The 21,755-nt window shown below is 71.7% G+C and carries 17 protein-coding genes and 1 pseudogene; 10 read left to right on the forward strand and 8 right to left on the reverse strand.

The annotated features are described in order from the left end of the window. Positions 1–206: 206 nt before the first annotated feature. The gene (locus ACGFIE_RS33470; RefSeq protein ID WP_393302576.1) at positions 207–2,276 is read right to left on the reverse strand and encodes a phosphocholine-specific phospholipase C; all 2,070 of its coding nucleotides are present in this window, start codon (positions 2,274–2,276) and stop codon (positions 207–209) included. 117 nt (positions 2,277–2,393) lie between these two features. On the opposite strand from ACGFIE_RS33470, the gene ACGFIE_RS33475 reads away from it, so the two are divergent. Together ACGFIE_RS33475 and ACGFIE_RS33480 are read left to right on the forward strand one after the other, a co-directional pair. Continuing rightward, on the forward strand, positions 2,394–3,422 hold the full coding sequence (locus ACGFIE_RS33475; RefSeq protein ID WP_393302579.1) for an SEC-C metal-binding domain-containing protein: 1,029 nt from the start codon (positions 2,394–2,396) through the stop codon (positions 3,420–3,422). 85 nt (positions 3,423–3,507) lie between these two features. Continuing rightward, entirely contained in the window at positions 3,508–3,993 is a 486-nt protein-coding gene (locus ACGFIE_RS33480; protein WP_393302582.1) for a DUF2231 domain-containing protein, read from the forward strand. 52 nt (positions 3,994–4,045) lie between these two features. Here the strand turns inward: ACGFIE_RS33480 and ACGFIE_RS33485 are convergent, their stop codons facing one another. After that, positions 4,046–7,396 (reverse strand): S8 family serine peptidase, encoded by a 3,351-nt coding sequence (locus ACGFIE_RS33485; RefSeq protein ID WP_393302585.1) that lies wholly within the window; start codon positions 7,394–7,396, stop codon positions 4,046–4,048. Positions 7,397–7,887: 491 nt separating this feature from the next. Here ACGFIE_RS33485 and ACGFIE_RS33490 point away from each other — a divergent pair, with 491 nt between their 5' ends. From ACGFIE_RS33490 to ACGFIE_RS33505, 4 genes and pseudogenes are all read left to right on the forward strand, one after another. Next, positions 7,888–9,771, forward strand: coding sequence for a Xaa-Pro dipeptidyl-peptidase (locus ACGFIE_RS33490; protein WP_393302588.1), 1,884 nt, complete (start codon positions 7,888–7,890; stop codon positions 9,769–9,771). 661 nt (positions 9,772–10,432) lie between these two features. Then, entirely contained in the window at positions 10,433–11,092 is a 660-nt protein-coding gene (locus ACGFIE_RS33495) for a C39 family peptidase (RefSeq protein WP_393302591.1), read from the forward strand. Between the two features lie 292 nt (positions 11,093–11,384). Further along, a pseudogene (locus ACGFIE_RS33500) lies at positions 11,385–12,239 on the forward strand (DUF1996 domain-containing protein). 72 nt (positions 12,240–12,311) lie between these two features. Beyond that, a complete protein-coding gene (locus tag ACGFIE_RS33505) occupies positions 12,312–12,962 on the forward strand; it encodes a DUF305 domain-containing protein (RefSeq protein WP_393302594.1) in 651 nt (216 codons plus the stop codon). A 1-nt stretch (position 12,963) separates the two neighbouring features. Here the strand turns inward: ACGFIE_RS33505 and ACGFIE_RS33510 are convergent, their stop codons facing one another. Then, the gene (locus tag ACGFIE_RS33510; RefSeq protein WP_393302597.1) at positions 12,964–13,392 is read right to left on the reverse strand and encodes a group III truncated hemoglobin; all 429 of its coding nucleotides are present in this window, start codon (positions 13,390–13,392) and stop codon (positions 12,964–12,966) included. A gap of 43 nt (positions 13,393–13,435) precedes the next feature. On the opposite strand from ACGFIE_RS33510, the gene ACGFIE_RS33515 reads away from it, so the two are divergent. Together ACGFIE_RS33515 and ACGFIE_RS33520 are read left to right on the forward strand one after the other, a co-directional pair. Then, a complete protein-coding gene (locus tag ACGFIE_RS33515; RefSeq protein WP_393302599.1) occupies positions 13,436–14,107 on the forward strand; it encodes a helix-turn-helix transcriptional regulator in 672 nt (223 codons plus the stop codon). Next, the gene (locus tag ACGFIE_RS33520) at positions 14,104–14,541 is read left to right on the forward strand and encodes a hypothetical protein (protein WP_393302601.1); all 438 of its coding nucleotides are present in this window, start codon (positions 14,104–14,106) and stop codon (positions 14,539–14,541) included. The genes ACGFIE_RS33515 and ACGFIE_RS33520 overlap by 4 nt, the downstream gene beginning before the upstream one ends. A 10-nt stretch (positions 14,542–14,551) precedes the next feature. Here ACGFIE_RS33520 and ACGFIE_RS33525 read toward each other — a convergent pair whose 3' ends face one another. Continuing rightward, entirely contained in the window at positions 14,552–16,189 is a 1,638-nt protein-coding gene (locus ACGFIE_RS33525; protein ID WP_393302604.1) for an ABC-F family ATP-binding cassette domain-containing protein, read from the reverse strand. A gap of 207 nt (positions 16,190–16,396) precedes the next feature. Next, positions 16,397–17,002, reverse strand: a complete 606-nt coding sequence (locus ACGFIE_RS33530; protein ID WP_363684233.1) for a TetR/AcrR family transcriptional regulator — start codon at positions 17,000–17,002, stop codon at positions 16,397–16,399. A 108-nt stretch (positions 17,003–17,110) separates the two neighbouring features. On the opposite strand from ACGFIE_RS33530, the gene ACGFIE_RS33535 reads away from it, so the two are divergent. Then, the gene (locus ACGFIE_RS33535) at positions 17,111–18,244 is read left to right on the forward strand and encodes an aldo/keto reductase (protein WP_393302608.1); all 1,134 of its coding nucleotides are present in this window, start codon (positions 17,111–17,113) and stop codon (positions 18,242–18,244) included. On the opposite strand, the gene ACGFIE_RS33540 is transcribed toward ACGFIE_RS33535, so the two are convergent. The 3 genes from ACGFIE_RS33540 to ACGFIE_RS33550 form a co-directional block, all read right to left on the reverse strand. After that, positions 18,169–19,164: a serine aminopeptidase domain-containing protein gene (locus ACGFIE_RS33540; RefSeq protein ID WP_393302611.1), complete on the reverse strand. Its 996-nt coding sequence runs from the start codon at positions 19,162–19,164 to the stop codon at positions 18,169–18,171. The two genes, ACGFIE_RS33535 and ACGFIE_RS33540, sit on opposite strands and share 76 nt — an antisense overlap. Positions 19,165–19,243: 79 nt before the next feature. Further along, entirely contained in the window at positions 19,244–20,140 is an 897-nt protein-coding gene (locus ACGFIE_RS33545; protein WP_393302614.1) for an acetyltransferase, read from the reverse strand. 183 nt (positions 20,141–20,323) lie between these two features. Beyond that, complete coding sequence (locus ACGFIE_RS33550) at positions 20,324–21,217, reverse strand: NAD-dependent epimerase/dehydratase family protein (RefSeq protein WP_393302617.1); 894 nt, start codon at positions 21,215–21,217, stop codon at positions 20,324–20,326. A 108-nt stretch (positions 21,218–21,325) separates the two neighbouring features. Here ACGFIE_RS33550 and ACGFIE_RS33555 point away from each other — a divergent pair, with 108 nt between their 5' ends. Beyond that, a complete protein-coding gene (locus tag ACGFIE_RS33555; protein ID WP_363684223.1) occupies positions 21,326–21,736 on the forward strand; it encodes a VOC family protein in 411 nt (136 codons plus the stop codon). Positions 21,737–21,755: the final 19 nt, after the last annotated feature.

The raw sequence follows: 21,755 nt of genomic DNA on the forward strand, positions 1-21,755 counted from the left end.
TCGCAGAACCGATCTTGAGACGGTGGCCGCTTTACGTCACGTCGCCACGCCGGTCACCACCACACCCGGCGACCCGCCACCTTAAAACGCAAGTAGATATACCTGTGAGTCATAACGCTCACCGGCACGCCGGTCACGGCCGCCCGACCGCGCGTCGCCCCACGGTCACGGTCGCGCGACGCCTGCGCCGTCGGTCAGGGCATCAGTCAGACCAACCCGCCGAGGGCCGGGTCGCTGATGCTGTCCTTGCCGTTCTCCACATGACCGGCGTAGCGGTACGCGAAGCCGGCGTCACCCGCGACGGTGAGAGTCAGGTCGTACCAGCCGTGGGTGCGGGCGAGCGCCCACGTCCCCCGCTCGGTCTCGCCGGGGCGCAGCGACAGCGTGACCGGCCGGGAGTGGTACCCGTCCCGGACGGTCACCTCGCCCCGCTTCGCGCCCCGGTTGCCCAGCGAGAGGACGACCTTGTGGTGGTGCTCGTCGTACGAGGCGGTGACGTCGAGCTGCGACCGGCCGCCGGTGAAGCGGCGGTAGAAGCCGTTCGGCCCGTGCACCGACAGGTCGTAGGACGACTCGACCGCCCAGGTGTCGGTGAGACGCTTGCCCGCCTCGACCGTGTAGCTGCGCGGGGCGGCCGTGCTGCCGGCCTGGCGGACCTGGAAGACCGCGGCAGCGCCGCCGGTGTTGCGGAAGTCGATCCGGAACGCCCCGTCGGCGACGTGGCCGTCGGCGTGCAGGGTGTACGGGATGGCCCGCGCCGGACGTACCCCGCGCTCCTGCCGGGGCAACCGCTGATCGACCGGAGGCACCGGCACCTCGTCGGGGTGCCGGACCAGGTCGTCGGGCTTGAAGTCGTCGGTGTCCGGCAGCGTGACCTCGCGCGACCGGTTCGGGTGCCGGAAGTCGAAGGCCGTGGTGAGGTCGCCGACGACGGCGCGTCGCCACGGGGTGATGTTCTTCTCGATCAGGTCCGGCCGGCCGTGCCCGAACCGCGTCTCCAGGAACTTGATCAGCGAGGTGTGGTCGAAGACCTGGGAGTTGACGTAGCCACCGCGCGTCCACGGCGACACGATGACCATCGGTACGCGGACGCCGAGGCCGTACGGCCCAGCCGGGTGGTCGGCGTCGCCGGGGAAGATCTCGTTGGTGGTCGGCACTGTCGACTGCCCGTGCTCGCGGGTCTGCGGAGGCGTCGGCGGGACCACGTGGTCGAAGAAGCCGCCCTCCTCGTCGTACGTGATGAAGAGCGCCATCTTGCTCCACACCTCGGGGTGCGCGGCGAGGATGTCGATGACCTGCGAGATGTACCAGGCGCCGAACGCCGGTCCCCAGTTCGGGTGCTCGGTGTACGCCTCGGGCGCGGTGATCCAGGAGACCTGCGGCAGGCGTCCCGCCTCGACGTCGGCGCGGAAGTCGGCGAGCAGCGCCTCCGGGTCGCGACCCTGAGTGCGGATCTCGGTGCCGGTCTTGGCGCGATCAGCGAGGGGCGTTCCCGGCTGCGCGTTCTGGTACTGGTGGAAGTAGAGCAGCGAGTTGTCGCCGTAGTTGCCGATGTAGGGATCGTTCGTCCAGCCCCAGGAGCCGGCGGCGTTCAGGCCGGTGCCGACGTCCTGGTAGATCTTCCAGGAGATGCCGTTGCGCTCCAGCCGCTCCGGGTACGTCGACCAGTCGTAGCCGGCCTCCGCGTTGGTGATGACCGGGCCGCCGCCCCTGCCGTCGTTGCCGACCCAGCCGCTCCACATGTGGTAGCGGTTCGGGTCGGTCGGGCCCATGAGCGAGCAGTGGTAGCTGTCGCAGACGGTGAAGGCGTCGGCCAGGGCGTAGTGGTAGGGCAGGTCCTGGCGGGTGTGGTAGGTCATCGCGGTGACGCCCTTGTTGGGCACCCACCCGTCGAACCGACCGTCGTTCCAGGCGGCGTGACCGTCGTTCCAGCCGTGCGGCGGGTCCGGCAGGAAGGTCTGGCCGAGGTCCTTCACCTCGGGGCGGAAGGGCAGCAGTTCGTCCGCGCCGTTGGGCTGGTGCCACACGTCCTTGCCGGACGGCAGTGTCGCCGGATGCGGGTCACCGAAGCCGCGTACGCCGCGCATGCTGCCGAAGTAGTGGTCGAATGATCGATTTTCCTGCATGAGGATGATCACGTGCTCGACGTCGTTGATCGAGCCGGTCTTGTTGTTCGCCGGGATGGCGAGCGCCTTGCTGAGATCCAGCGGGAGCGCCGCGCCGATCGCGGGAACTCCCATTGCCTTGAGGAACGTACGGCGATCCACCGTGCCCATAGCTCACCCTTTGTGCGGTCTGATCGAGAAGCTGGCGATCTGACGCTAGCGAGGACTGGTTGACGGCAGATGGCCATAATTCGGCCGGGCGGAAGCACCCCGACGTACCGTGAGGTCGTGCCGACGAGAGACGTACTCACCAAGGCTGACCTCGCCGAACTCCGCCGCTCGGCGCTCGGGACGGCCGACCCGCTCGGTGTCGCCGCCGACATCGCCGAGGCGGTCGCGCAGGGCCGGCTGGAGGATCCGGACGACGCCGGGGACGCGCTGACCCTGGCCGCCGAGATCGCCCAGATCCGGGCCCGGCCCGATGCCGCGCTGCGGTACGCGGACCAGGCGCTTGCGGCGTACCCGTCTGTCGACGATCCCCGGGCCGGAGTCGCCCGCGCGCTGCGGGCCCGGGTGATGTTCCAGGCCGGCGACCGGGACGACGAGGCGATGGCGGAACTGACCGCGCTGCGTCCGCTGCTGCTCACGCAGCCCGACGCGCCCGCCTACGTCAGCGCGGCGCTGGACGCCGCGGGCCGCTCGGCGATCGCCGAGCGGTGGCTCAGCGCGGCGGTCGACACCCTGCTCGGCGAGCGCGCCACCGCCGCCGGGCAGGCGCCGACCGACCCGGAGGTCGGCCCGCCGGACGCGCCAGGCGTGCTCTTCCTCCTGCTGCAACAGCGCCATCGGGTACGCCGGGATCTCAACCTGCCGCACGACCGGCAGGACGATCTGGCCGACCGCGTGGAGAACCAGCTCGTCCGCCGGGCCGCTGAGCGGCAGGGCGGCGAGACGGATCTGCTGCTCTGGCCCCGGCCCGAGTTCGACCGTCTGCTCGCCGAGCACCCCGAGCTGACCGACGTGTACGGGCCGGACTGGGACGCGCACCGGGCCCGCCTGGAGAAGGAGCTGGTGCGGCTGACGGGCGCCGGTCGGAGCGGGCTGGGCGTGTTCCGGGCGAGCGTGGCCGGTCTGGACGCGTTCGCCGGTCGACGCGACGGTGACCCGGCCGACGCGGCGGTCCGGGCCGGCTACGCCGCCGAGGTGTCGGCGCGACCCAGCGCGCGGGTCCCGTGGCCACCGGAGCGCAACGACACGTGCTGGTGCGGCTCCGGTCTGAAGTACAAGAAGGACTGCCTGCCGCGCTCGCGCAGTTGAGCGTCGGCTCTGGGCACGCTCAGTCGGTACCGATAGCCTCCATGCCTGGATCATCGAGATCCGCCATGGCCGGAGGAGTCGCCGAATGTTCGAGGAGTTCATGGGCATCCCCGCCCACCCGCTCGTGCTGCACGCCGCGGTCGTGTTCGTGCCGCTGCTGGCTCTCCTGACGATCGCGTACGCGCTCGTCCCGCTGGTCCGACCGCACACACGCTGGGTGCTGGGCCTGCTCGCCGTGGGCGCCCCGCTGTGCGCGCTGCTGGCGAAGTTCTCCGGTGACGCCTTCTTCGAGCGCCTGCGCTCGGCCAACCGGGTCACGCCCGAGTTCCTCCCGAAGCTGGAGGCGCACCAGCACTTCGGTGACCTCACCCTGTACGCGGCGATCGGGCTGGCGGTCGTGGCGCTCGCCCTGGTCAGGTTCGTCCCGCCGCGAACCGCCGAGGGCGTCCGTCCCGCTCGGGTGCTGACCGTGGCGTTGCAGGTGTTGTCGCTGGTGGCCGCCGGTATCGCCGTCTACTACGTGGTCCGCACCGGCGACTCCGGCGCGAAGGCGGTCTGGGAGGGGCAGTAACGCACGCGGGTGCGGCCCGGCCGGAGCCTGACCGCACCCGCGCTTCGACTCGTCAGCCGGCGTGGTACGCCCGGATGATGGTCTGGTCGATACCGCTACCGCCGTTGGCGGCGGCCTTCACGCGCAGCGAGACGGCCTGCCCGGACGCGGCCTTCGGCAGGTCGATCCGGTAGGTGTCGCCGCTACCGGTGACGCGGGCGGCCTTCCAGGTGGCACCGTCGTCGGTCGAGGTCCACACCTGCATCGACGTCACCCTCTGCGCCTTGACACCGTGCGCCTGCCGGACGGCCAGCTCGGCCGTTCCACCCACCGGGTGGTTGGCGGTGTCCATCGGCAGGGCGTAGTCGAGGGCGAGCAGGGGCAACGGCACGCTCCCGGTGCCGTCCGGCCCGGCGGACCGGAACGTCCACGAGGTGGTGACCCTCGTCGAGATCGGCAGGATCAGGCTCGTGTCGACGTCGAGGCTGACCCGGTAGTCGGCCATCGTCTGCCCGACTGTGAAGTCGCCGAACGGGCCGCTGCGCTCGTCGAGCAGCTTGCCGTTGCGGTACAGCGACAGGGTGCGCTTCACGCCGATCGCCTCGCCGTACAGGCAGTCGGCGCGCTGGTGCTGGTCGGTGAGCGTCACCAGGTCGATGTGCAGGTTGCCCCGGGTCCGCGACGGCGGGGTGGCGCAGCTCCAGCCGGCGCCGGCCGGGTCGTCGTACCAACCGGAGTGCAGGGGCTGACGCGCCCACACCTTGCTCTGCCGGCTACCGGGCTGGTAGCTGCGGGGCGCCTCGTCGGCCCCCAGGCCCCCGTAGACGCCCTGGTCGGCCCAGAGGATGTCGGGCGAGAGGTAGTCGGTCCGGTACGGCGGCAGGTTCCCCTCGTGGGTCTGGGTCACCGGCACACCGTCGCGGGTGAGGCCGGTGCGGACCAGCCCGGTGAACATCTCCGGCGAGTCCGCCTGGTGGAACCGCTCGTCGATCCGGGCCAGCGTGGCCTGCTCGGACCGGCCCACCCGGTACGCCGGGTCGGCCGGCACGCCGCCGGCGTACTCGTGCACGAGGTTGTAGCGGTACGGCGCGGCGGTGCCGGCCGGCGAGTCCAGGTTGGCCGCCACCCAGGTCCGCAGCGATCCGATGCCGGGCTTCGGCAGCGCGGTGCTGCGGACCGTCGTGGCCCTCCCGTACCCGCTGATCTGGTGCCACCAGGACAGACCGTTCACCGAGGTCTGGACGTTCGTGAAGTCGACCCGGGTGGGCGTGGTGGGCGCACCGTCGACGGTGACAGTCACCGGCCTGGCCCGCGCCGGGTCGAGCGTCACGCTCCGGGCGCCGCGCACGTCCAGGTCGGTCTCGCCGGCGAGCGTCGTCTCCAGCACGTCACTGTCGACGTAGTAGGCGACGGAGGCGCCGAAGACCGCGTACCGGCCGGCCGGAACCCTCAGGGTGAAGGTGTCACCGGGCGTGCCGCCGCCCCCGTCGCGGTAGACGAGGGGGTCGGTGAGGTTGGTGACCGTGAGGTTGATCCAGCTCTCCGCGCCGTCGCGCAGGCCGGGCAGCGGCTTCGTGTGGATCGTCAGGTCGTAGCTGGGCTGCTCGACGTAGAAGCTCACCGGGGTGACCGCCACCAGCTTGTGCCCGGTGCGGGCGGTGACGGTGGCCAGGTAGAGGCCCGGCCGGCTGGCCAGCGCCGCGCGGTTGATCCGCAGCGTCGCGTCGGCCGTGGCGCCGCGCTTGAGCGTCACCCGGCCCGTCGACAGCGTCGCCGCGCCGCGGGGCACCGGCTGACCGTCGTGGTTGACGATCGACACGTCGAGGTCGAGGACCGTCGTGGCCGGGGTGGACCCGCCGGTCCAGCTCAGCGTCGTGTCGCTGCGGCCGGACTGCGGGTACGCGAAGGTGCCGAGGTTGACCACCGGCTGGTTGCTGGTCGGGCCGCCGAGGGCCCGGGCCGCGTTGAGCCGTCCGGCCCCGACGGCGTACGCGTCGACGCCGGTCAGCGGGTCGGCCGCGCCGACGAGGGCGGCCTTGAGCCGGTCGCCGGTCCAGTCCGGGTGCCGCTGGGCGAGCAGCGCGGCGGCGCCGGCGACGTGCGGCGTCGCCATCGAGGTGCCGCTGAGGCCCTCGTAGTACCTGTCGATCGGGTCCTGGAGGTTGGTGCCGGCGGCACGGGCGGCGACGATGTCGACGCCGGGCGCGACCAGCTCCGGCTTGGCCACGTGGCTGGTGACCAGCGGGCCGCGGCTGGAGAAGTCGGCGAGCTTGTCGTCGCGGTCGACGGCGCCGACGGTGAGCGCGCTGCTGGCCGAGGCGGGCGAGGAGATCTGGGCGCCGCTGTTGCCGGCGGCGATGACGAAGAGCGCGCCGGTGGACTTGCTCAGGCCGTCCACGGCGAGCGAGAGCGGGTCGCTGCCGTCGTCCGGGGCGGTGCCGCCGAGGCTCATGTTGATGACGTCGGCTCGGGCGGCGGCCCACTCCATGCCGGCGATGATGCCGGAGTCGGCGCCGGAGCCGTGGTCGTCGAGGACCTTGCCGATCACCAGCTTGGCGTCCGGCGCCACGCCGCGACGCTGGCCGTGGGCGGCGGCCCCGGTTCCGGCGATCGTCGACGCAACGTGCGTACCGTGGCCGTTGTGGTCGACGGCGTCACCGCCCTCGGCGGTGAAGTCGGCCCGCTCGACGACCCGGCCGGCCAGGTCGGGGTGGGTGTAGTCGGCGCCGGTGTCGAGCACCGCGACCCGCACGCCCGTGCCGGTGTAGCCGGCCTTCCACGCCTCCGGCGCGGCGATCTGGCCCAGGTTGGGGTCCAGTTTTTCGCGCTGGTCGGCCCCGGTCAGGGCGGTGGCGCGGACCTTGCGGTCGAGCCAGACCTTCTTCGCACCGGCGAGCAGCGAGGTGGTCGCGAGCTTCGCGCCGGCCGGGCTCTTCTTGGGTACGTGGCCGGCCACCGCGCCGATGCTGGGCAGGGACCGCACGTCGCCGAGCGCAGCCACCCGGGCCGACGCGGTGGCGGGCTGCACGATGACCGGCAGGTCGGCGGTGGTCTCGTCGTCGTACCCGTCGGCGATCAGCGCGGTGACGTCGAAGAGGTCGGGGTCGAGGGTCGAGCCGATCTGGGACTCGACGCGTGCGGGCAGGACGTGCAGGTGGCCGTCCGGGCCGCAGGTCTGGCGGATCACGGCGTTCGCGTCGACCGGCCGTACCGTGGCCTGCGGGCATCCCGAGCCGGTGCTCCGGACGGTCACCACGTCCCCGGTGAGCAGGGTGACGGTGTGGGTCGTGGGGCTGGCGGAGGTGGCGGGCGTGCCCGTCGGGGCGCCTCCGCTGGGACCGGCTGTGGCGGTGCCGCCGGGCACGGCGGTCAGCGCCGTGGCCGTCACGGCGACGGCCAACAGCCAGCGTGTCTTCCTGAGCATCTAGTTTCCTGTCTCATGTGGACAAATGCGCCTCTTGGGCGACTTTTGCAAGATCATAGGGCCGCGTACGTGATCTTCAAGGGTTCGCGAGGGAGCAATTTCTCGCGGAGTTGAGCGGGATTTCCGCCTCGTGTCGCCGCCGGTGCCGATTCGATGTCGGTTCGATTACCGCCACCCGATCCCGGCCTTCCAATGTGAACGAAAGCCGCATGCCTGTCCGAAGGGATCGACGCGACGTTTACTCGCACCAAGGGCCTGTGTCAAAGCCTCTGGCCGGCCTGCGGCGGGCCCAGACGACGACCGGCGGCGTTGGGATTTGACCCGGACACAACACCGGTATCCGGGCCAAATCCCGCCTTGCCAGATCGCCGCCTGGACTCCGCCTCGGCTCGACCGAGGCTTTGACACAGGCCCTAGCATGGCGACGAATGGATCTTCGTGATTGGCCCGTGCCGAGACCCGGCAACCAGCCCGACCGAAGGGAGACGCGCATGCGTCGACCCCGCCATCTGGCACTTCTCAGCGTCGGCGTGTCCGGCGCCCTGGTGCTGAGCGCCGCACCGACCGCGGCGGCCGCCCCGCCCGCAGCCACCACTCCCACAGGCATCGTGGTGGCCGACGGCATGACCCAACCGGTGTTCTCCCTCGCCGACGCGATCGAGGAGCGGGTGTTCGTCCAGACCCCGGTCGACACCGACCACGACGGCCGTCCCGACCGGGTGGCGATCGACATCTCCCGACCCCGGGAGACCGCCACCCAGGGCTTCAAGGTGCCTGTCATCTTCGAGCACAGCCCGTACCGCAAGGACACCTGGGGTGACGTGCCGTACCCGAGCGTGCTCGTCGACGACCTGCCGCAGAACGGCCGGACCGACCGCTCCGGGCGTCGCGCGCTCGACGTCGGCACGCAGCGGGCGCAGGCGAAGGCCAACCTGCCCGGTTCGCTCGACGACTACTACGTGCCGCGCGGGTACGCGGTGGTGCTCGGCCAGAGTGTCGGCACCGGCGACTCGGACGGCTGCCCGACCAGCGGCGACCAGGCCGAGACACTCGGCACCAAGGCCGTCATCGACTGGCTCAACGGCCGGGCCAAGGGGTACGACGCCAGCGGCGCCCCGGTCACCGCCGGTTGGACCACCGGCGCGGTCGGCATGACAGGCGTCTCCTACAACGGGACGCTTCCCAACCAGGTGGCCACCACCGGGGTCAAGGGCCTGAAGACCATCGTGCCGGTCTCGGCGATCAGCAGCTGGTACGACTACTACCGGGCCAACGGTCTGGTGGTGGCGCCCGGCACGTTCCAGGGCGAGGACCTCGACATCCTGGCCCAGTACACGGCCGGGCAGGCGCGGGCCGAGGGCCCCTGCGCCGACGAGCTCGCGACGATCACCGCGAAGCAGGACCGGGTCACCGGCGACTACTCGACGTTCTGGCAGGACCGTGACTACCTCGACGCCCGCGACGTCAAGGCGAGCGTCTTCGTGGTGCACGGCCTCAACGACTGGAACGTGAAGACCGAGCACTTCGCCGGCTGGTGGGACGAGCTGGCCAAGCGCGACGTGCCGCGCAAGATCTGGCTGCACCAGGGCGGGCACGGCGGCCCGGGCAGCAGCGCCTCGGTGACCCTGCCCAGCGGGCAGACGTGGACGTACAAGCAGACCGAGAACCGCTGGTTCGACTTCTGGCTGTGGAACGTGCGCAACGGCATCATGGACGAGCCGACCGCGGTGCTCCAGCGCGAGGACCGGGCCTACACCACGTACGCCAACTGGCCGGACCCGGCCGCACGCGAGGTCGGGCTGCGCTTCGCCGCCACCGACGCCACCACCCCGGGCACGCTCACCACGGGTAAGCCGCCGAAGGCCCGCGTCGAGCAGAGCTTCGTCGACGAGGGGCGGACCATCCACCCGGACACCCTGGTGGCCGACCCGGACACGGCAAGCGCCAACCGCCTCGCCTACCGCTCCCCCGCGCTGACCCAGAGCGTACGCATCTCCGGCCGTCCGGAGATGCGGCTACGGATGGCGATCGACAACAAGCCGGACGCGAACCTCACCGCGTACCTGGTGGACTACGGCCCGGCCGGGTCGACCGCCGCGCCGACAGTCGTGACGCGCGGCTGGATGGACCCGCAGAACCGTAAGAGCGCTGCGCGCACCGAGCCGGTCAAGCAGGGCAAGCTGTACGACTACCGGTGGACCATGGAGCCGAAGGACTACATCTTCCCGGCGGGGCACCGGATCGGCGTGGTCGTCTTCTCCAGCGACCAGGAGTACACGCTGCTGCCGCTGGGCGGCACCGAGCTGCGGGTCGCTCCGAACGACAGTGAGCTGCGACTGCCAGTGGTCGGTGGGCGGGCCGTCCTCGGCTTCTGACCTCGGCGCGGCACGTGTGGGGCGGTCCGACACGTTCGGGCCGCCCCACCCGTGTCATGCGTGCGGCTGCACCCAGCGCGCCGCCCCGGCCCCGGCGGGGATGATCGACTCGGGTTCCATGAAGTCGCGGTGTCCAACGGGCCCGGACACCCCGGTTTCACCGACCCCGAGTCGATCACCCCGGCCGGGGTGCGGATGCCCGTTTCCGGCTGGGCAATTTGTCCGATATCGGCCGTAGCGTCCCGTGGTCGGTGCCACCCGGGCGGCGGAATCGTGGGCCCGGCGGGGTCGTTATACCTGGCAGACCGCCGCGACTCCCAGGTCGCAGCGCACGGCAGCCGCCGGGAACACCCCGCCGGCCGGCACGGTTACACCCCCCGCACGGCCGAGCCACCACTGGCCGGTCCGCGCGGCGGTCGCCGGGAACACCCGGCCGGTCGCCTCGGTTACATCCCCCGCACGGCCGAGCACCACCGGCCGGCGACTGTCCGGAAGCCCTCGGCGGAATGACTCGCCACCCCGGACCGGTTACACCCCCGGACACCCGAGCAGGCCCTCCGAGCCGCCGGGTAGATCCCCCTGAGACTTCCCGCCCGGCACACACCCCCCGCGAGATTCGTGTGCCGAGGCGCTTTCCCCCGATGCAGAGGAGCACGCCATCATGCGTACCGATCTGATTCGTAAGACCGCTCTGACCGCTGCTGGCCTGGCCTTCACCGGCGGCGCCATCGCCGGCCCCGTCACCGCCGCATACGCCGCGTCGGACGCCAAGCCCACCTCGCAGACCCAGACCGACCGCAAGGGTCACGGCGAGCGGGAACTGGGCGTGCGCTACGAGGCGCAGCCGAACTTCTACTACTGCGGCCCCGCCGCCACCCGCAACGCCCTCAGCGTCCAGGGCAAGAACATCAACGTCGACGACATGGCCAAGGAGATGGGCACCACCGAGGCCGGCACCAACAGCATCAACGACATCACCCCGGTCCTGAACAAGGAGACCGGCAAGGCCGACGCCTACCACAGCGTGGAGATCAGCAAGCCCGACGCCGACGCCACACAGACCAACCAACTGCGCGCCGACATCGTCAAGACCGTCGACAACGGCCGCGCCGTCGTCGCCAACATCGCCGGCACCAGCACCGACACCGACGGCACCAGCCACTCCTACGAGGGCGGGCACTACATCAGCGTCGTCGGCTACCGCGACAACGGCAACACCGTCACCATCGCCGACTCCGCCGACCCCAACCAGGCCGCCTACCAGATCACCGTCGAGCACCTCGCCGACTGGATCGCCACCCGCGGCTACGCCACCAGCTGACCCGCGAGCACACCGAAAGGGCCGGACCCCACCACCGGGGTCCGGCCCTTCTTCGTCATTTCCACCAACTGCGGCATGTATTGACAAGCGTCGACATCGGGGCGAGGCTGGACCAGTGAGAGCGCTCTCTCGCAGCCGGGATTCAGCAGTTCGATCAACCGGCCACCACCCAGTCCGGTCAGGGCAACACTCCGACGTCTTCGGCGGCGGCGGCGGAGGTTCCCCTGACCCGTCCCCGGACAGGAGTCACGAGATGGACAGGGCCGCACCCCTCTCCCGCCTACCCCGCCGGATGCGCCTCGCCACCGCCATCAGCGCCCTGCTGGCGCTGCTCGGCACGTACCTGGTCTCCACCACCGACCGGGCCGACGCCGCCCCGGTCGCCAACGTCATCCGGGTCGCCGAGTTCCCCGCCGACTGCACGTACAGCCACCGGCTGCCCGACGACCCGATCGTCTTCCCCGGGCTGCCCGGGGCCTCACACATGCACAGCTTCTTCGGCAGCACGGTCACGAACGCCAACACCACGCTGCCCGACCTGGTGAGATCCACGAGCACCTGCAACCCGCAGGTGGACGTCTCGTCGTACTAGGTGCCGACTCTCTACAACAACAACGTGCCGGTGGAGCCGGCCATCGCCACGTTCTACTACCTCGGCGAGGGCGTCCGCTCCGACGTCGTCGCCAACACCCAGCCGTTCCCGCAGGGGCTGCGGCTCGTGGCCGGCAACGCCAAGGCCACCGGGGCGGGCGACAGCATCGCCCGCTGGTCGTGCCTGCACGCCGGTCAGGTGCCACCGTCGAAGGACTTCGTCACCTGCCCGGCCGGCACGATGCTGGAGTCGTACCTGGACTTCCCGCAGTGCTGGAACGGCCGCGACCTGGACTCCGCGGATCACAAGAGCCACCTCGCGTACCCGGTGAACCAGGCCTGCCCGAGCACCCACCCGGTGCCCGTCCCGAAGCTGCGTCAGGTGCTGCGGTACCCGGTCAACGGTGACCCGTCGCGGTTCCGGCTGGCCTCCGGACCGGGCTACACCATGCACGGTGACTTCTTCAATGCCTGGCCGACAGCGGAGATGGCCCGCCGCGTCCAGGACTGCATCCGTCCGGTCATCAAGTGCGGGCACGACGGCCGACCCATCTGAGTCGACACCGACGCACCCGAGGCGGCGGGCCCGGTCAGCCGGACCCGCCGCCGCCGGGCGGAAGGAGGCGGCATGCGCGCCCACGTCGCACTGCTCACGGCGGCGGCGCTCCTCACCGGCTGCGCCGGTGGGGCACCCGGCACCGGAGACAGCGCCGCGCCACCCACAGCCGTGCCACCCACGGTCGCGTCCACACCGTCGCACGTCTCACCGGCAGGCGCCTTCAGCCCCACCGACATCGCCTGGCTGCAACTGACGGCGGCGATGACGGACCGGCTGCTAACGGTGCTGGACCTTGTGCCGACCCGGACCACCGACCCCACCTGGCGACGGCTGGCCGCCGAGGTGCGGGCCAGCAACCGTGCAAACCTGACGCGGTCCCGCGAACTGCTGGGCGAGGCCGGAGCGCCGACGACAAACCCGCACGAGGGCCACGACATGCCCGGCATGGTCACCACCGACGAGCTGAACGCGCTGCGGTCGAGCACCGGGCAGCCGTTCCTGCGGCTGTTCGCCGAACACCTGCGGGCGCACCTGGCGCAGTCGGTCCGCGTCGCCACCGCAGAGCGGCAGGGCGGGGTCAACCCGGCGGCCATCGCATTGGCCACGTCGGTGATCCGGGGCGGCACCGCCGTACTCGAAGGGCTCGGTCGGCTCGACCAGCCGCCGTCGACTGTCCCGGCGAACACGCGGCCCGCAGGCGCTATCGCCTCCCGCGACTGACTCAGCCCGCCGCGCTCGGCGCTGGCCGCGCCGCCCGAATGGTGTGGTGCTCACTGCCGCTGCCACCGGAGAGACGCCGCAGCATCGACTGGGCGATCCGAGTTGCCTGCACCTTGGCCAGTTCCGCCTTCGGGCCTGCGTGACGGTCGTCGATCGCGGCCCGCCACAGGGCCAACCAGCGCTCGAAGTGCCGCTCGGTCAGCGGCTCACGTCGGTTGAGGTCCACGTGCAGCTGAAGGGCGTTCCGCCGGTAGGTCCCCGACCGGAACAGCACCGTCTCCCAGAAATCGCACATGATCGGCAGGTGTGCCGAGAGGTCCATCTTTGCCACGTCGATGAAGACCGGGCCAAGCAGCTCGTCGGCGAAGGCCCTGCCGTAGAAGTCGGTTACCAGATCGGTGATGTCGCCGCGATCGGTGATGTCGGCCATGAGCCCCTCCTTTTTCACAATCACCATCGTATAAAATCGGAGGGTGACCGAACACGTGAGTTACGGCGCACTGGCCGTGCCGAGTCGCCGGCAGATCCTCGATCGGCTCCGAGCCACGGACGTCCCGACGGACGTCAAGGAACTCGCCGCCGCCACGGGACTGCACCCGAATACGGTGCGCTTCCATCTGGAGGTCCTGATCGAGGCGGGCTTCGTCACCGGCCAGCCTGCCCAGCGGCGCGGCCCTGGACGCCCCCAGACGGTCTACCGCAGCGTGGCACCGCCGGTCCCTACCTCCGGCTACCAGTTCCTCAGCACGGTCCTGGCCGCCCAGTTGCACAGGCGTGACGCGGGTGCGCTGGCCGAGGAGGCCGGCAATTCCTGGCTCCGGCGCGGTCACGCGCCGACCGCTCCGACACCGGGGGCCGATTCCCTCAGCACGGCAACCACCACGGCGCTCGCCCTCTTCACCGAGCTGGGATTCGAGCCGGTCCACGTCGGTGGAACCGCCTCTGGCCAGATCGACCTGCGCGCCTGCCCGTTCATCGACGTCGCGCGGCAGTATCCGGACGTGGTGTGCGGGATGCACCTCGGCCTGCTCCGCGGGGTCGTCGAGGCGACGGCGCCGAACGTCAGCGCCGACCTCATCCCGTTCGCCCGGCCCGGCACCTGCGTCGCCCAGCTCACCTTCGATCGAGGAGTCGCCCCGGCATGACCAGGTTCAAGGACGTCGCCCAGCTGGCGGTGCCGTTTCTGTGGCTGGGAATGGTCACCGCCATCTCCCTCATCGAGGCTCCGCTGAAGTTCCGCGCACCCGGCATCACACTTCCCCTCGGCCTCGGCATCGGGCGCCTGGTGTTCCGGGCCCTCAACGTGGCCGAGATCATCCTCCTGGTCGGGCTGACCCTGGCGGTGCTCGGAGCGCCGATCGGCCAGGCCAGATGGGCCGGGATCGCGGGCCTCTGGCTGATCCTGCTCACCCAGACCGCAGTCCTGCGGCCCCTGCTGGACCGACGAGCCGAGCTGATCATCAGCGGCCAGCAACCGCCCGCGTCCTCCCTGCACCTGTGGTTCGTGACCCTGGAGGTGGTCAAGATCCTCACCTTGCTGGTGCTCGGCTGGTCGCTCGCCGGGCGACTCCTGCGCTGACGCGCGTCGATCACGAGGTTCGTGGGGGCGGACCTGCGACGACTGCCACCTCCCGGCCCGACCAGCGGGAGCGGAGCCGCCGGTCGTGGCTGGCGACCACTATCGCGCCCGGTCCCGTTCCGAGGGCCTCCTCCAACTCGTCGCAGAGGCGTGGCGAGAGATGGTTGGTCGGCTCGTCCAGCAGGAGCAGGTCCGGCGGGTTGGCGACGAGCACCGCGAGAGCGAGCCGACGACGTTGGCCGATCGACAGCTCACCGACCGGGCGGTCGAGGTCCGTCGCTGCGAGCAGACCGAGCGACGTCAGCGGCACGATCTCGGCCCGCCGCGCTCCGACGGCGTCGGCGTACGTCCGACGGGCCGTCCGCCGCGGATCGTCGAGGACGGTGTCCTGGGTGAGCAGACCGACGCGCAGGCCCGGTCGACGCCAGACGGTCCCGGCACCGACGAGGCGGCCGGCGAGGACGGCGAGCAGCGTCGACTTGCCCGCGCCGTTCGGACCGCTGACCAGCAGCCGGTCGGCGGCCGTCAGCACGAGTTGGTCCACCCACAGCCGGCCGGGGACCTCCACCCGGCTCAGCGTGACGACGGGTTCGTCACCGACGCCGGCGGCGAGGGTGGCTGCGTGGAAACGCAACGGCTGCGGCGGCGCGGGAAGCTGGTCACGTTCCAACTGCTCCAGCCGGCGGGCGGCGTCGCGGACCCGACGGGAGATCTGGTTCTGCACGCGGCCCGCGGTGTGGCCGTACCCCATCTTTTCGCTGTCGCGCGGAGCACGCCCGTGCGCGACCCGATGCCCGGTCACGGCGGCGGCCTCGCGCAGGTCCGCGAGCTGAGCCTGCTCCTCGTCGTAGCGCTGACGCCACCGCTGCGCCTCGGCTCGCTTGGTTGCCAGGTAGGCGCTGTAGGCGCCGCCGTAGCGGACCGGTCCCTCGACCGCCGGGTCCAGGTCGATGACGTCGGTGCACACCGCGTCGAGGAAGGCCCGGTCGTGACTGGCCAGCAGGACCACGCCCGGCATGGCGCGCAGTTGCTCCTCGCAGAACGCCGCCGCCGCGTCGTCGAGGTGGTTGGTGGGCTCGTCGAGCAGCAACGCGCCGGGCCGGCGGATCAGCAGCGCCGCCAGGGCGAGACGGCCGCGTTGCCCGCCGGACAGCGCGGCCAGGGACCGGTCGTGGGGTATGCCGCCGAGGCCCAAGCCGGCGAGGACCGTACCGGCACGCCGGTCGGCGTCCCAGGCGTCGCGGTCCTGCGCCCGCTCCAGAGCTTCGCCGTACGCGGCCAGCAGGTGGGCGTGCAGGTTGGTGTCCTGCGGCGTGGTCGCCAGGTTGTCGCCGAGTCGATCCAGCTCGGCGAGGTCGGCGCGGGCCTCCCGTAGCGCGTCGTCGAGGACCCCGGCGACGGTCGCGGACGGCGCGTACGGCATCTCCTGGTGCAGGAATCCGAGGTCCGGCGGACGGGTGACGGTGCCGGAGTCGGGTTCGTCGACGCCGGCGAGGACCCGCAACAGGGTCGTCTTGCCGGCGCCGTTCTCACCGATCAGGCCGATCCGGTGCCCGGGCGCGGCGGTCAGGGAGACACCGTCGAGTACGCGGCGGGAACCGCGGACGCGCACGAGGTCGTGGGCGATGAGCGCGGGTCGAACAGACATGAGGACCTCGGAGGAGAGGAGATCCGGGCGCACACAGGTGGCCCGGCGGGAGCAGGGCATGACGACAGGGGCCGCGGCGACGGCGGCGCGATCACGCGCCCGTCGGCGGCCGGTCCGGGTACTCACCCGGAGATGTCGTCGTCACCTGCCACGCCTGCTCCGTTCTCCGATCAACTCGGGCGCAAGGATAGCCCGGCGCGGCGATGATCAGGTCGTCCGGGCGTCCGCCCGCAGGCGTTCGATGGTGAGGTCGAGGGCCGCTTCGAGGTGGTCGATCTTCCCGGTGGAGAGCAGCAGCAGGACGCCGCCCTGGATGCCGGCCAGCAGCGCCGCCGCCGCGCGGTCGGCGTCCACGTCCCCGGCGATGTCACCTGTCGACTGCATGTGCCGGATGCCCACGGTGATCGCCTCCTGCCACCGCCACATGAGCCCGGTCACGATCGCCTGCGCGCCGGGCGCGCGTCGGCCGGTCTGGCCGAGCAGGCCGTTGAGCGGGCACTTCACGCCCTGCGCGAGGTAGCGCTCGATGAGCCGGTCGCGCCACGCCTGCCAGGCCGGCCAGGAGGTCAGGTTGCTGAGCATCGGCTCCTGGTCGGTGAGCACCTGGTCGGCCTCGTGTTGGGCCACCGCGAGCAGCAACTCCTCCTTGCCGTCGGGGAAGTAGTGGAAGAGCTGGCCCTTGCTGGTGCCGGTGTGGGCCATCACGTCCTCGAGGCGTACCTCGTCGACGCCGCGTTCGCGGATCTCGGCGGCGGCGCCGGCGACGATCCGCGCCCGGGTCGCCTCGCCCTTGCGGGTCAACGCGCGTGTCATGGCCCCACCCTAGCCCCGGTTCTGGACTTGCAGGTCCAAATTTGTCGAGCAAAGGTCGGGAACGCGCGGCCCGATCCGCGCCCCCATCACGATCGAGAGGCCATCACGATGAACCACTACTACCTGCTCGGACGCTCGGGTCTGCGGGTGAGCCGGCTGGCGCTGGGCACGATGAACTTCGGCGTCGACGGGTTCCACGCCGCGTACGGCAAGACCGAGGAGGAGGCCGAGCCGATCTTCCGCAAGTATCTGGAGTCGGGCGGGAACCTCATCGACACGGCGGACTTCTACACCGCCGGGGAGAGCGAGAGGATCCTCGGCCGCCTGATCGACAGGGCCGGCGTCCGCGACCGGCTCGTGCTCACCAGCAAGGCCACCAACACCGTCGACCCGGCCGACCCGAACGCCAGCGGCAACGGCCGCAAACACCTCATGCGGGCCGTGGAGGCGTCGCTGAGCCGGCTCGGCACCGACTACCTCGACCTGTACCTGCTGCACACCTGGGACCGGATCACCCCGATCGAGGAGGTCGTGCACACCCTCGACGACCTGGTGCGCTCCGGCAAGATCCGGTACGCGGGGCTCTCCGACGTACCGGCCTGGTACGCGGCCCGCGCGCAGAGCTACGCCGAGGCGCACGGGTTGGCCCCGATCATCAACCTGCAGCTGCCGTACTCCCTGGTCACGCGGGGCATCGAGGCGGAGTTCGTGGCGATGGCCCAGACCCTCGGCATGGGGCTCACCGCCTGGAGCCCGATCGGCGGAGGGCTGCTCAGCGGCAAGTACCGACGGACCAGCGAGGGCCTGAGCGGGACCGGGCGGTTGACCAACCCCGACGCCGCCGGTCGGGAGATCAGCCCCGACGACTGGAAGGTCATCGACGCGCTGGAGAGCGTGTCCGCCGACCTGGGTCGCAGCATGGCGCAGGTCGCGATCAACTGGGTCGCCACCCAACCCGCCGTCGGTTCCGTGATCATCGGGGCGAGCAGCGCCGAGCAGGTCGGCAGCAACTTCGAGGCGCTCGACTTCGAGATCCCGGCCGACGCCCGTCGCCGGCTCGACGAGGCCAGCGCCCCGAACCTCGGACTGCCGTACGGCATGTTCACCCCGCAGTACCAGTCCTGGGTGGTGAGCCCCGGCCTCGGCATCGGCGACAAGCCGGCCGGCTACGCCCCGCCGGTGTTCAACGGCGCCGGCGACGCGGGACAGGCGGCGGGCGTCGGCACCGGGTCACCCTCGTAGAGGTCGACGTACCGCCGGAGCACCTCGGCGGCGTCGGCGCCGAGCGCGGTGAGGTCGAGGGTGTTGTGCCGGACACCCCACGACTCCGGCAGCGCCCAGACCCGCAGTGCGACGCCGTTGGCCTGCGCGATCCGGCCCGGCACGGTCACCGCCGCGCCGGGGTGCACCACCGCGTCGAGCGGGCTGATCGCCACTGCCGCGCTCAGCAGGCCGGTCCGTCGTGGCGGCCGCGGCAGCGTCCGGACGATCGTCAGGTACTGCGTGACGGCGGAGAACGAGTATCCCCGCGACGTGACGCGATCGCGCAGGAGGCGACGCCCGTACAGGGTGATGAGCGGTCGGACCGCGTAGGCCGGCGCCTGCCGGGGGCCGAAGAACGGCGACAGCACCAGCAGGCGCCGGACGACGTCCCCACGGACCTGGGCCAGCCAGGTGGCCAGCACCGCGCCGCCGGAGATGCCCACGACACCCACCTCGTCCCCCAGGGCCGCCGCGACCGTCACGGCCTGCGCGGCGTACGTCGTCAGCTCGGCGGCCTCGACCCGGTGGTGGGCCCGCCTGTCGACGGTGCCGTGGTGCGGCGCCCGCGGGATCCACACGTTGTAACCGCGGGCGAAGAACACCTCGGCCAACTCGTCGTACTGCTCCGGCGCGAGGGTGTACCCGTGCAGCAGCAACACGGCCCTGCCGGTACGCGAGCCGTGGCTCAGCAGGCGGCTGCGCGACTCCGGCCGGACGTACGGGTCCGCGGCCTCCGCCGCCATGGTGGTCTCGGCGAGACGGATCGCGACGTCGAAGTCCAGCGGGTCGGCCGGCACGAGCCGCAGCTCACGTCGGCGCAGCGGCCAGAGATAGAGCCCGGCGACCGCCGCGACGACGAGCGCCGATCCGCCGACGAGAAGGGCGATGATCTCCGGCATGGGCACAGATCCTGGCAGGAGGCGGCGTCGCCGCAGGTGCGGGGTGCGCCCCGGGTGACGAGGGGCGCACCCCGAACGGCTACTCCCCCTCGGCCGGCGGCGTGAACAGCACGCGCGTGCGGAGCTGCCGGAACCCGGTCCGCTCCAGCTCCGCGAGCACCGCGACGCGGCGCGCGTCCACGTCGGCGATCACCTCGCGGGCGCCCCCGGCGGCGAGCACCCGGACCGCCTCGGCCAGCAGTTCACCGCGCGCCGCGTCGTCGAGCAGGCCGAGGTACGCCAGGAGTGGGTAGCAGGCGTCGCCGGCGGTGCCGACCAGGCCCACCGGCTGCCCGCCCTGCACCCCGATGCGCCACTCGTCGGTGGACTCTCCCAGCCAGGCCAGCGGATCGGTGGCCAGGTCGACGCCGGCGACGGTACGCGCGATCTCCGCGCCGGTCAGCACGTCCGGCTCGCTGATCCGCGCGACCAGGGCGTTGATCTCGGCCGCGTCGACGGGCGGACGGAAGGTGTACCGCCCGGAGGTCGTCGGCAGCGGCGTGCCCGTCCACGAGCACCGGAGCCGCTCACCCCGTTCGACAAGCCCGGCGAGCCGCGCCGCCTCCATCGGGGCGGTGACCACGGCCAGCACCTCGGGTCGGCGTCGCCAGTGCGCGGGCAGGGCGGCGTAGTACCAACCGGGACCACCCATTGCCTCGTGGGCGGCGTGCAGCAGCGCGGCGCCCACCTCCGGCTCGGCGGCCAGGTCGAACCGTTCCAGGAAGGGGGCACCCACCGCACCGGGCGGGAGGAGCCAGGCCGCCCGGCCGACCACCCGGCCGTCACGCAGGGCGATCCAGGTGTTCTCGGGTCGGTAGCCGCCGCCGGCGATGCCGTCGGCGTACGGGATCTGCCGCAGTTGGGGCAGCGGGTCGATCATGGAGTCGAACAGGTTTTCCTCGCCCGCGACGAGCGGGCGGATGACCAGACTGGTCATTGGCGGACCTCCGGAAAGCGTGCGCCCCGGGTCAGCTCCGCGTGGACGCCGGTGCGCGGAGGGGGCGCAGAACATCGGACATTGTTCTGACCTCCTCTCGGCTCGACGGCGTGCCGAAGAAGTTACTCCACCTCCTCGCCCGCCCGCAACGGTCCCGGCTGGACGCCGGCTGTCGCGTCCGGTCTACGCCTGGTCGACGTGGTCGCGCCACGAGTGCCGGGGCTCGTAGCCCAGCACCCGCCGCGCCTTGTCGATGCTGAGCAGCGTCTCGTGTTCGCCGAGGTCCTTGCGGATCTCCACACCCGGGTAGACCTCGGCCATCAGGCTGGCGCTCGACCTGTTCATGACGGTGTCGGCGTTGGCGATGATGAAGACGTCCGCGCCGGGCCGGTCGTACGCGAGCGCCCGCTCGACCGCCTGGGCGCCGTCGCGGGCGTCGATGTAGCCCCACAGGTTCCACCGCCGCGACTGCGGATCGGCGTCGAAGGAGGGGAACGGCGCGTAGTCCTCGACGTCCATCACGTTGGAGAACCGCAGACCCACCATGACCAGCTCCGGGTCCCACCGGCAGAAGTGCCGCGCCATCTCCTCCTCCAGGGCCTTGTTCAGCGAGTACGTCGACTCCGGACGCGGCGCGTACTCCTCGTCGACGGGCGCGTACGGCGGCGGGGTGTCGAACGGCAGCCCGAGCACGGTCTCGCTGGACGCCCACACCACTCGCTTGACGCCGGCCGCCCGGGCGGCGGCGAAGACGTTGTACGTGGCGGCCGAGTTGTTCGCGAACGTGGCCGCGTTGGACATCAGCCCGGGGGCGGGGATCGCGGCCAGGTGCACGACGGCCTCGACGCCGCCGGCGTGCTCGTCGGCCCCTCCCGTGAACGCCTCCACCACCTGCCCGTAGTCGGTCAGGTCGACGAGCAGGAACTCACCGTCGACGTCGCGGGGGTCGCGCCCGCCGAGGCGGTCCAGCGCGAGCACGTCGACGCCCAGGCTGCGCAGGTGGGCGACCACGGCGCGGCCGAGCTTGCCGGTGGCGCCGGTGACGACGACGCGTCCGGGGAGTGCGGGATCGGTCATGGCCCCATCCTCTCCGGCCGGCCACGACGCCCCGCACGCGGGTGCGACCCGCCGCATCGATCAGGAATCGAGAAGTACGGGCGGGAGGGCCTACCTAGCATGGCCAGCATGGACATCACCATTCACACGACAGTTCTTCCGCACGTCGACCCGGACGCCTCGGTGGCCTTCTACCGCGACGTGCTCGGCTTCGAGGTCCGCACCGACGTCGGTCAGGGCACGATGCGGTGGATCACCGTCGGGCCCGTCGACCAGCCCGGCACGTCCATCCTCCTGGCCCCGCCGGCCGCCGACCCGGGCATCACCGAGGCCGAGCGGCGCACCATCGCCGAGATGATGGCCAAGGGCACCTACGGGTGGATCCTGCTGGCCACCCGGGATCTGGACGGCACCTTCGAGAAGGTGCAGGCCGGCGACGCCGAGGTCGTCCAGGAGCCGACCGAGCAGCCGTACGGCATCCGCGACTGCGCCTTCCGCGATCCGGCCGGCAACATGGTCCGCATCCAGGAACTGCGCTGAGCCATGTGCCTCGCCGCCT

Source organism: Micromonospora sp. NPDC049275 (genome assembly GCF_043197115.1).
Taxonomy (GTDB): Bacteria; Actinomycetota; Actinomycetes; order Mycobacteriales; family Micromonosporaceae; genus Micromonospora.